Source organism: Rhodovulum sp. (assembly GCF_011048875.1).
GTDB lineage: Bacteria > Pseudomonadota > Alphaproteobacteria > Rhodobacterales > Rhodobacteraceae > Rhodovulum > Rhodovulum tesquicola.
In genome coordinates, this window is sequence record NZ_DSDD01000398.1 from 1 (window position 1) to 9,679 (window position 9,679).

Below are 9,679 nucleotides of genomic sequence, written 5' to 3' on the forward strand. Positions count from 1 at the left end.
CAGGCCGAGCAGATCTCGGTATAGATCTGCAGGCCGCGTTGCAGCTGGGCCTGGTCGTAGCGGCCGAAGGGACCCTCGAACGAGAAGTCGTAATCGGTCACATGGGCCCCGCCGCCGGCGGCGAGGGCGCCGCCCGCCCCAAGCGTCAGGGCGGTCAGCGCGGTGATCGTGAGTTTCTTGAACATTCTTCCGATCCCTTCTCTCACTCGGCGGGGCTGGGGACGGCCTTGCCGCCAGCCGCGCCATCGCCGTAGTGGGCGTTGAAGTCTTCCTCGATGGTGTCGGGCTGGGGCAGCGGCTTCTCGATCACGCCCAGCACCGGCAGCACCACCAGGAAGAAGCCGAACCAGACAACCGTGCCGACCAGCGCGACGGTCGGGTAGATGCCCTCGGCCGGCATGGCGCCCGCCCACATCAGGACGAAGAAGTCGATGAAGAAGATCCAGAAGGCGACCTTGAACATCGGCCGGAACCGTCCCGAGCGCACGTTCGACGTGTCAAGCCAGGGCAGCAGTGCCATGATCAGGATCGACCCGAACATCGCCAGCACGCCGAAGAACTTGGCGTCGATCACGCCGAAGGACATCCAGTCGAGCAGCTGCACGGCCCAGACGTCGCCGTCGAAGGCCCGCAGGATCGCGTAGAACGGCAGGAAGTACCATTCGGGCACGATATGGGGCGGCGTCACCAGCGGGTCGGCGGGGATGTAGTTGTCGGGATGGCCCAGATAGTTCGGCATGAAGCCGACGATCGCAAAGAAGATCACCAGCACCACGCCCAGCGCGAACAGATCCTTGATCACGAAATAGGGCCAGAACGGCAAGGTGTCGGCATCGGCTTCCTCGCGCGAGGTGCGGCGCACCTCGACCCCGGTGGGGTTGTTGTTGCCGGTCGTATGAAAGGCCCAGACATGCACGATGGACAGACCCAGGATCACGAAGGGCAGCAGGTAGTGCAGCGAGAAGAAGCGCGTCAGCGTCGGGCTGTCCACCGCCGGGCCGCCCTGCAGCCAGGTCAGCAGCGGTTCGCCCACCCACGGGATCGCGCCGAACAGACCGGTGATCACCGTCGCGCCCCAGAACGACATCTGCCCCCAGGGCAGCACATAGCCCATGAACGCGGTCGCCATCATCGCCAGGTAAATCAGGATGCCGATGATCCAGGTCAGTTCGCGCGGGCTCTTGTACGAGCCGTAATAGATGCCGCGGAAGATGTGCAGATAGACCGCGATGAAGAACAGCGAGGCGCCGTTCATGTGCAGGTAGCGGATGAAATACCCGCCATTGACGTTGCGCATGATGTGCTCGATCGAGGCGAAGGCCATGTCGGCATGCGGCACGTAATGCATGGCCAGCACGATGCCGGTGACGATCTGCAACACCAGCGTGAAGAACAGCACGACGCCCCAGATCCACATCCAGTTCAGGTTCTTGGGGGTGGGGATCATCAGGGTATCGTAGAGAAGACCGACGATCGGCAGGCGCCGATGCAGCCACTTCTCGGAGCCCAATTTCGGCTCGTAGTGATCGTGAGGAATACCAGACATCGGGTGCTCCCTTAACCGAGTTGAATGGTCGTCTCGTCCACGAAGGACGCGACCGGGATGTACAGGTTCTCGGGCGCGGGCCCTTTGCGGATGCGCCCTGCGGAATCGTAGTGCGACCCGTGGCAGGGACAAAACCACCCGCCGTAATCACCCGACTGGTTGCCGATGGGCACACAGCCCAGATGGGTGCAGACGCCGATCATCACCAGCCAGCGCCCCTCGTCGTCCATGGCGCGGTTCTGGTCCGTGGCCTGGCCCGGCTTGTTCGGGTTGCGCGAGTCGGTATCGACCAGATCGCCAAGGGGGATCGAGCGGGCCAGTTCGATATCCTCCTGCGTGCGCAGGCGAATGAACACCGGCTTGCCAAGGAATTTCACCGTCAGCTGCTGGCCTTCGACGACCGAGGACACGTCGACCCGGATCGAGCTGAGCGCCTGGACGTCGGCAGAGGGGTTCATCTGGTTGATTAGCGGCCAAGCCGCCGCCCCGGCGGTCACGACACCCGCGCCCGCCGTCGCATAGTAAAGGAAATCGCGGCGGGCACCGTCGTGATCTTCTGCGTGCGACACGAGAAATTCTCCTTTCCATGACCGGAGGTCCGGTCGGTTCGCAAACGGGCCGCAGGAAACGCCCCGGCCTTTTTCCAAGTTTACCTAACCCCCATTAACACTTGCGTCCAGCGGACATAGTCGCGCAGCAAGGGGGGTGGGCCGGTCAAATCCCGGTCGACTGTCGTATACCCGACACATCTGGTCTCAGCCAGAAGAATCTGGGTGCTTAGAGCGATTCTGAGACGTTCCACCGCATCCGGAACGCCCCTGCGGACGTTCCGGGTGCCCGTCTCGGCTCACGACCTTTTTACGAGGCATCAGCCCCCCGGAGCGGTCTGTTCCATCGCCGGGCGCCGGGCGAATCCCGCCTCTCAGGCGGCCAGCGACTCGCCGCCCTGCCGCCAGTCGCGCGCGCCGTGACGGAAATCGAGATAGCCCGGCGCCATCCGCCCCATCGTCAGCGGCCCGGCAAGCTGGCTGATCCAGCGCGCCTCGATCGCATCCAGATAGCGGCAGATCGCCCGGCTGTCTTATAGCGCCGGTCCCTCGGGGCGGGTCAGGACGAGGTCTTGCCCAGCGGGTTCTCGGCCAGCGGCATCTGTCCGCGGTCCAGCGCGGTGCCCGCCGCAGGCAGGACCTCGACCGCGTCGATCTGGCCGGTCTCGATCAGCACCACCCGCACCTTGCGGCAGGAGGGCGAGGCCGGATTGTCGTAAAGCTGCATCATACCCGGCGGAAACGGATGCGGCCTAGCGCGCTCGCATCGATCTCGATGCCGGGGCCCGCCGGGCCCACGCGGATCGTGCGTTTCATCCGCGCGCCGCCATTGACCTGTTCGCTGTCGCGGCGGAAATGCACGCCCTCGTGCAGCTCGTCCATCGCATCCTCGCTGCGCTGGTCGCGGCGCAGCGGCGTGCTGTAGCGGGTGATGGCATAGGCCGCCAGCGCCAGCGCACCATAGCGCAGCGCCACACCGGCAATCGGGGCAATCGGCAGAGGCATCGCGGTCCCTCCCTCGGTCGGCGAAAGGATAGGCGAAGGTGGGGCGGCTGTCCATTCACGCATGTCTGCGGTCAGGATCAGACCCTATTCCGCCTGAAGTCGCCCGTCTGCCTGCCCGGTGACGGACACGGTCACGATCTGCCCCTCGGGCCGGTCGCTGGCCAGATCGACCTCGGCGAACTGCTCGGTCCGGCCCATCCGCGGGCTTTCCATCAGGACGCGATGGCTGCGGCCCACCTGCGCGGCCAGATGCCGGGCCACCGCCGCATCGCCCGCAGCACGCAGCCGCGCCGCCCGGTCGCGGATCGCAGCGCCGTCGACCTGGGGCATCCGGGCCGCGGGCGTGCCGGGCCGCGGCGAATAGGGGAAGACATGCAGCCAGGTCAGGCCGCATTCCTCGACCAGCGCCAGCGAGTTCGCGAACATCGCCTCGGTCTCGGTCGGGAAACCGGCGATGATGTCGGCACCAAAGGTCATGTCCGGGCGCAGCGCGCGCGCCTCACGGCAGAAGCGGATGGCGTCGACGCGGGAATGCCGCCGCTTCATCCGCTTCAGGATCAGGTCATCCCCCGCCTGCAGGGACAGGTGCAGATGCGGCATCAGGCGGGGTTCCCCGGCGATCGCCCGCATCAGTGCCGGATCCGCCTCGATGGAATCGATGGACGAAATCCGCAGCCGCGCCAGCCCCGGCACCAGCCGCAGGATGCGCACCACCAGATCGCCCAGCCGCGGCGCCCCGGGCAGATCCGCGCCCCAGCTTGTCAGGTCGACCCCGGTCAGCACCACCTCGTTATAGCCGCGCTCCACCAGCCGGGCGATCTGGTCCACCACGACGCCCGCGGGCACCGACCGCGAATTGCCCCGGCCAAAGGGGATGATGCAGAAGGTGCAGCGATGGTCACAGCCGTTCTGCACCTGCACATAGGCACGGGATCGCGTGCCGAAGCCGTCGATCAGGTGGCCCGCCGTCTCGCGCACCGACATGATGTCGTCGACCATGACCCGCTCGGTCTCGCCGATGAAATCGGGGGCTGCGAGTCGCGCCCAGGTCTCGGGGCGCATCTTCTCGGCATTGCCGAGCACCAGGTCCACCTCGTCCATCGCGGCAAAGGTCTCGGGCTCGGTCTGGGCGGCGCAGCCCGTCACCACGATCCTTGCCCGCGGATTGTCGCGGCGCAGGCGGCGGATTTCCTGCCGCGCCTTGCGCACGGCCTCCGAAGTGACGGCGCAGGTGTTCACGATCACCGCGTCGTCCAGCCCCGCGCGGGCGGCCAGTTCCTTCATCGCCTCGGTCTCGTAGGCGTTCAGCCGACAGCCAAGCGTGGTGAACCGGGGGGCGGCGCGATCCATCTAGAGCGCCCCCAGAAAGGCCGGGGTCAGCACCCCGTCAAAGACATGCGCCGTCGGCCCGGTCATCCAGACGCCATCCGCGCGCCAGTCGACCTGCAATTCACCGCCATCCAGATCGACCGTGACGCGGCGCCCGGTCAGCCCCCGCCGGGCCGCCGCAACCGCAACCGCGCAAGAGGACGACCCCGAGGCCAGCGTGATCCCCGCGCCCCGCTCCCACACCCGCATCCGCAGCCGGTCGGGCCCGGTGACCTGCACCACCTGCACGTTGGTGCGGGCCGGGAACAGCGGGTGGTGTTCATGCGCGGCGCCAAAACCCGCCAAATCCACCGCCGCCACATCCGGCACGAAAAAGGTGCAATGCGGGTTGCCCATCCCCGTCGCCACCGGATCGCCCGGGATCGGCAGATGCAGGCTGTCCATCGGCTCGGCCAGCGGGATATCGGTCCAGTCCAGCAGCGGCGCCCCCATATTGACCGAGGTCAGCCCGCCCCCGGCATCGCAGGCCGCCAGCATCCCGCGTTCGGTGATCAGCCGCAGCGCCGCCTTGCCGGTTTCGTCCATCAACCGTCGCGCGATGCAGCGGGTCGCGTTGCCGCAGGTGGCCGAGGCCGACCCATCGGCATTGAAGAACACCAGCCGCGCATCGGCCCCCTCGGCAGGCTCGATCACCGCCAACTGGTCGAAGCCCACGCCCCGGTGCCGATCGGCAATGGCCGCGACCAGGCCGGGCGTCAGCGGCACCCCGCCCCCCCGCGCGTCGATCACGACGAAATCATTGCCCAGCCCGTGCATCTTGGCGAAGGGCAGACCGTTGCCATGAAGCGTTTCGACCATGGGGCCGCCCTATACTCCCCCCGCCGCGCCGAATCCAGCGGCACCGTGCAAGGCGGCCGTTTTTGCCCTTGACCGCCTGCCGCGCATTTCCTAGAGAGCGGGCCTCAAGTGGGCCGTTAGCTCAGTTGGTAGAGCAACTGACTTTTAATCAGTGGGTCGCAGGTTCGAATCCTGCACGGCTCACCACTTGTCACGATCACCCTTGGTGTCCGGTACTATCGGCGGATCCTGCGACCCCGTCCGGCGGGTTCGACACCTCGCGTTCGCCGTCTGGCCGGGCGATCAGCGTCTCGAAGGCTGAACAGACCAGCCCCTCGCGGCCCGCCGCTTCGGTGGTCAGCCGCACCGGGGCGCGGGTCTTGTGTCCGGCGCGACGTTGCGCGGCCGGTTCAGGAACTCCCCCCGAAGAACACAGCGTTGCCCGACCGGCGCTGGTATTGCGGCCCCTGCGGCGGTGCAAGGACGGTTCTTCCGCAGTGAGAAACGCCCGCAAGGCAAGCCCGGGATCACCCCGATCCGCGCAATGCAGAACCGGGCCACGGGGATCGACCGGCGACCCCGTCCGAACCCGGCCCGAAAGACCCGCCAAACACCCCGTTGCGCGTCGGGCGGGGCCTGACTCAGAGCGCCTCGAGCAGGGCCTCCCCGGCAGAGATGCCGCATTCGCCGGGGCTTTCCTCCAGATTGAGGACGCTCACCACCCCGTCATCGGCGATCAGGGCATAGCGGCGCGAGCGCGACACCAGACCCACGGGCAGCGCGGTGAAATCCAGACCGATGGCCTTGGTGAAGTCGCCTTGCGGATCCGACAGCATGGTGATGCCTGCAGCGGTGGCGCCGGTGGCCTCGCCCCAGGCCTTCATCACGAAGGGGTCGTTGACGGCAAGGCAGATCACCTCGTCCACGCCCTTGGCCGTGAGCTGGTCCATCACCCGCACGAAGCTTGGCACATGGGCCGAGTGGCAGGTGGGGGTAAAGGCGCCGGGGACGGCGAAGATCACCACCTTGCGGCCCGCAAGCGTCTCGGAGAGTTTCACCTCCTCGGGGCCGGCCTCGCCCAGTCGGACAAAGGTGGCCTCGGGCAGGCGGTCGCCGGTGGAAATCGTCATTTCTGTCCCTCCTGATGGATTGCAAACGGTTTCGGCCGTCAGATAGTGTCTGCCCCGGATCGTGCCGGAGCGGAAGTGCAATGTCCCGTATCGTCATCATCGGCGCCGGTCAGGCGGGGGCGGCGCTGGCCGCGAAACTGCGCGTGCTGGGCCATGAGGGGCCGATCACCATGATCGGCGAGGAACCCGCCCCCCCCTATCAGCGCCCGCCGCTGTCCAAGAAATACCTGCTGGGCGAGATCGGCGTCGAGCGGCTCTATCTGCGTCCGGCAGAGTTCTATGCCGAGCACGGGATCGAGCTGCGGCTTGGCCTGCAGGCGGCGCGGATCGACCGGGCGGCGCGCGAGGTGCATGCGGGCGGCGCGGCCATCGGCTATGACATGCTGGCGCTGACCACGGGCGCGGTGCCTCGGCGTCTGCCCGCGGCGATGGGGGGCGATCTGGGCGGGGTGCATCTGGTGCGCACGCTGGCCGATGTGGACGGCATGGCGCCCGCCTTCCGCGAGGGCGCCCGGGTGCTGATCGTGGGCGGCGGCTATATCGGGCTCGAGGCGGCGGCGGTCGCCGCGGCGCGGGGCCTGAAGGTGACGCTGGTCGAGACGGCAGCGCGGATATTGCAGCGCGTGGCCTGTGCCGAGACCTCTGACTTTTTCCGCGCGCTGCATCGCGCCCATGGCGTCGATCTGCGCGAGGGCACGGGGCTGGTGCGGCTGACCGGCGCCGGGCATGTCGACGGGGCGGACCTGACCGATGGCACGGCGCTGGCGGTGAATTTCGTGATCGCCGGCATCGGGGTCACACCCGCCACCGATCTGGCCGAGGCCGCAGGGCTGGCGATCGCGGACGGGATCGCGGTGGACGCGCTGGGGCGCACATCCGATCCGGCGATCTGGGCCGCGGGCGATTGCGCAAGCTTTCCCTGGCGCGGCGGGCGGCTGCGGCTGGAAAGCGTGCAGAACGCCATCGAGCAGGCCGAGGCGGTCGCCGCGAACATGCTGGGCGCCGGGGCCGCCTATGATCCGAAACCGTGGTTCTGGTCGGACCAGTATGACGTCAAGTTGCAGATCGCCGGGCTGAATGCCGGCCATGACCGGGTGGTGGTGCGGCCGGGCGAAAAGACCGGCGCCAGCCACTGGTATTACCGCGGCGCCGACTTGCTGGCGGTGGACGCGATGAACGAGCCGCGCGCCTACATGACGGCCAAGCGCCTGATCGAGGCCGGGCGCTCGCCCGACCCGGCGCTGGTGGCCGATCCGGCGGTCGATCTCAAGACCCTGATGGCGGCGTGAGGATCATCGCGGGGCGATACCGCGGGCTCAGGCTTGCCTCGGTCGGCAAGGGCGATCCGGCGACGCATCTGCGCCCCACCGCCGACCGGGTGCGCGAAAGCCTGTTCAACATCCTGACCCATGGCAGCCATGGCGACCCGGTGACGGGCGCGCGGGTGCTGGACCTGTTCGCGGGCACCGGCGCGCTGGGGCTGGAGGCGCTGTCGCGCGACGCGGCGCAGGTGAGCTTCGTCGAGAACGGAGCCAGGGCGGCCGCGCTGATCCGCGAGAACGTGGCGAAATGCCGGGCCGAGGCGGAAACCGTGCTGATCCGGCGCGATGCGACGCGGCTGGGGGCCTGCCCGGGGGCGCCCTTCGATCTGGTCTTTCTCGACCCGCCCTATGGCATGGGGCTGGGCGAACGCGCGCTCGCCTCGGCGCTGGCCGGCGGCTGGATCACGCCCGGCGCGCTGATCGTCTGGGAGGAGGGCGCGGAGATCACACCCCCCGAGGGCATCGACCTGCTGGACAGTCGCCGCCATGGCGAGACATCGGTCACGATCCTGCGCCGGACCGCGCCGAGGGACGGACAGCAACCCTTTGGAAAGATATGACCCCATAAACTTGGCAGGATTTTCAATGGGCTGCGAGTCGCGGCCCGTCATACGGGGATTGTCCATGCGTCAGACCGGCAGCCGCGAACCGATTCCCGACCGGGGCGAGGTCGCATTCGGGCTCGACGAGATCTTCTATTCCCGCACCGATCAGCGCGGCGTGATCCGGGCCGGGAATTCCGTGTTCCGGCGCGTCTCGGGCCATGACTGGAAGGACCTGATCGGCGCTCCGCACAAGATCATCCGCCACCCCGACATGCCGCGCGCGGTGTTCTGGCTCTTGTGGCAGACGATCCAGGGCGGCCAGCCGATCGCGGCTTATGTCAAGAACAGGGCGCGCGACGGGCGGCATTACTGGGTCTTCGCCGTGGTCCTGCCGATCGAGGGCGGCTTCCTGTCGGTGCGGATCAAGCCCTCGACCCCGCTTTTCGCGACCATGCGCGCGGAATACAAAACCCTTCGCGCCCGCGAACACGACGAAAACCTGAGCCCCGAGGCCAGCGCCGCGCTTCTGCTCGCACGGCTGGGCGAGTTGGGCTTCTCAGGCTATGCCGACTTCATGTCCCGCGCGCTCAGCCAGGAACTGGCCGCGCGCGACGCCGCCTCGGGCCGGGCACGCTGCGAAAGGCTGGCCGAGATCGAAGCGGTCAGCGACAGCCTCGGCGCAGCCGCGCGCGAACAGCGCGACCTGATCCGGACCTTCGGCGCGCTGAAATCGGTGCCGACCAATATCCGCATCCTCGCCAACCGGCTGGAACCCGCAGGCGGGCCGATCACCGCGATTTCCGAGAACTACAAGACCGCCTCGGGCGAGATCGTCACCCGGCTGAACAGCTTTGCCGGGCAACAGGACAACCTTTGCGACCGCATGGGCCGCGTGGTCGGCGACGCGGTCTTCCTGATGGGCTGCGCCGAGGTGCAGTCGGAACTGGTCCGCCAGTTCCGCGCCGAGGCCGGAACGCCCGGCCCCGGCGACAGCGCGGCCGAGATGGCCACCCTGACCGCGCTGGAGGCCGCGTGCAACACGCGCGCCCGCACCGGCCTGGCCGAGGCGATGCGCGTGGCGCGCACGCTCTCTCAGGCCAGCAACGATCTGCGCCGGATGGTCGCGGGGCTCGATTCGATCCGCGTGATGGGCCGGGTCGAATGCGGCCGCCTGACGACCGGCGGCGAAAGCCTGTCCAGCATGATCGAGGATCTCGCCATCTATCACAGCACGATCAAGGACCGGCTGGAGGCGATCATCCGGCTGTCGGAACGCATCCATTTCGGCGCGGAACGCTACGCCAGCCGGGCCGCCTGAACCCGCCGCGCCCGGCCCTGCCGAAATCCGCCGCCGCCCACTGGCGGGGCGGCAGGCGCCCCCCTATCTGACGGCGATGCGCCGCGATCCCCTTCCCGC

General features: G+C 68.1%; 11 protein-coding genes, 1 tRNA gene and 1 pseudogene. 4 read left to right on the forward strand and 9 right to left on the reverse strand.

What is annotated here, in order from left to right; translation table 11 throughout:
• The 7 genes and pseudogenes from ENN83_RS13865 to dapF all read right to left on the reverse strand — a co-directional run.
• Positions 1–185: cytochrome c1 (locus ENN83_RS13865; RefSeq protein ID WP_287187889.1), on the reverse strand; the 185-nt coding region annotated here is incomplete at its 3' end.
• 17 nt (positions 186–202) lie between these two features.
• Complete coding sequence (locus ENN83_RS13870) at positions 203–1,546, reverse strand: cytochrome b (protein WP_287187891.1); 1,344 nt, start codon at positions 1,544–1,546, stop codon at positions 203–205.
• 11 nt (positions 1,547–1,557) lie between these two features.
• Positions 1,558–2,115: a ubiquinol-cytochrome c reductase iron-sulfur subunit gene (petA, locus tag ENN83_RS13875; RefSeq protein ID WP_287187893.1), complete on the reverse strand. Its 558-nt coding sequence runs from the start codon at positions 2,113–2,115 to the stop codon at positions 1,558–1,560.
• A gap of 353 nt (positions 2,116–2,468) precedes the next feature.
• Positions 2,469–2,821: pseudogene (locus tag ENN83_RS13880) on the reverse strand (glutathione S-transferase N-terminal domain-containing protein).
• The gene (locus tag ENN83_RS13885) at positions 2,821–3,099 is read right to left on the reverse strand and encodes a hypothetical protein (RefSeq protein ID WP_287187895.1); all 279 of its coding nucleotides are present in this window, start codon (positions 3,097–3,099) and stop codon (positions 2,821–2,823) included. Before ENN83_RS13885 ends, ENN83_RS13880 begins: the two are co-directional and overlap by 1 nt.
• Before the next feature lie 84 nt (positions 3,100–3,183).
• Positions 3,184–4,449 (reverse strand): tRNA (N(6)-L-threonylcarbamoyladenosine(37)-C(2))-methylthiotransferase MtaB, encoded by a 1,266-nt coding sequence (gene mtaB, locus ENN83_RS13890; protein ID WP_287187897.1) that lies wholly within the window; start codon positions 4,447–4,449, stop codon positions 3,184–3,186.
• Entirely contained in the window at positions 4,450–5,286 is an 837-nt protein-coding gene (dapF, locus tag ENN83_RS13895; RefSeq protein WP_287187899.1) for a diaminopimelate epimerase, read from the reverse strand. It lies immediately after the preceding gene.
• 110 nt (positions 5,287–5,396) lie between these two features.
• On the opposite strand from dapF, the gene ENN83_RS13900 reads away from it, so the two are divergent.
• A tRNA-Lys gene (locus ENN83_RS13900) sits at positions 5,397–5,472 on the forward strand.
• 10 nt (positions 5,473–5,482) lie between these two features.
• On the opposite strand, the gene ENN83_RS13905 is transcribed toward ENN83_RS13900, so the two are convergent.
• Both ENN83_RS13905 and ENN83_RS13910 read right to left on the reverse strand, forming a co-directional pair.
• Entirely contained in the window at positions 5,483–5,632 is a 150-nt protein-coding gene (locus ENN83_RS13905) for a hypothetical protein (protein ID WP_287187900.1), read from the reverse strand.
• Between the two features lie 274 nt (positions 5,633–5,906).
• Entirely contained in the window at positions 5,907–6,395 is a 489-nt protein-coding gene (locus ENN83_RS13910) for a peroxiredoxin (protein WP_287187902.1), read from the reverse strand.
• Between the two features lie 80 nt (positions 6,396–6,475).
• Between ENN83_RS13910 and ENN83_RS13915 the strand changes: the two genes are divergently transcribed.
• From ENN83_RS13915 to ENN83_RS13925, 3 genes are all read left to right on the forward strand, one after another.
• Positions 6,476–7,684: an NAD(P)/FAD-dependent oxidoreductase gene (locus ENN83_RS13915; RefSeq protein WP_287187903.1), complete on the forward strand. Its 1,209-nt coding sequence runs from the start codon at positions 6,476–6,478 to the stop codon at positions 7,682–7,684.
• Positions 7,681–8,277 carry a 16S rRNA (guanine(966)-N(2))-methyltransferase RsmD gene (gene rsmD / locus ENN83_RS13920; protein WP_287187904.1) on the forward strand — a complete coding sequence of 199 codons (597 nt, stop codon included), beginning with the start codon at positions 7,681–7,683 and terminating at the stop codon, positions 8,275–8,277. The genes ENN83_RS13915 and rsmD overlap by 4 nt, the downstream gene beginning before the upstream one ends.
• A gap of 64 nt (positions 8,278–8,341) precedes the next feature.
• Positions 8,342–9,580 carry a PAS domain-containing protein gene (locus ENN83_RS13925; RefSeq protein ID WP_287187906.1) on the forward strand — a complete coding sequence of 413 codons (1,239 nt, stop codon included), beginning with the start codon at positions 8,342–8,344 and terminating at the stop codon, positions 9,578–9,580.
• Positions 9,581–9,679 lie beyond the last annotated feature (99 nt).

Excerpts from the sequence above, each read along its gene's own strand:
- mtaB (WP_287187897.1), bottom strand. The coding sequence starts at position 4,449 with ATGGATCGCGCCGCCCCCCGGTTCACCACGCTTGGCTGTCGGCTGAAC.
- ENN83_RS13915 (WP_287187903.1), top strand. The coding sequence starts at position 6,476 with ATGTCCCGTATCGTCATCATCGGCGCCGGTCAGGCGGGGGCGGCGCTG.
- ENN83_RS13910 (WP_287187902.1), bottom strand. The coding sequence starts at position 6,395 with ATGACGATTTCCACCGGCGACCGCCTGCCCGAGGCCACCTTTGTCCGA.
- ENN83_RS13870 (WP_287187891.1), bottom strand. The coding sequence starts at position 1,546 with ATGTCTGGTATTCCTCACGATCACTACGAGCCGAAATTGGGCTCCGAG.
- dapF (WP_287187899.1), bottom strand. The coding sequence starts at position 5,286 with ATGGTCGAAACGCTTCATGGCAACGGTCTGCCCTTCGCCAAGATGCAC.
- ENN83_RS13885 (WP_287187895.1), bottom strand. The coding sequence starts at position 3,099 with ATGCCTCTGCCGATTGCCCCGATTGCCGGTGTGGCGCTGCGCTATGGT.
- ENN83_RS13925 (WP_287187906.1), top strand. The coding sequence starts at position 8,342 with ATGCGTCAGACCGGCAGCCGCGAACCGATTCCCGACCGGGGCGAGGTC.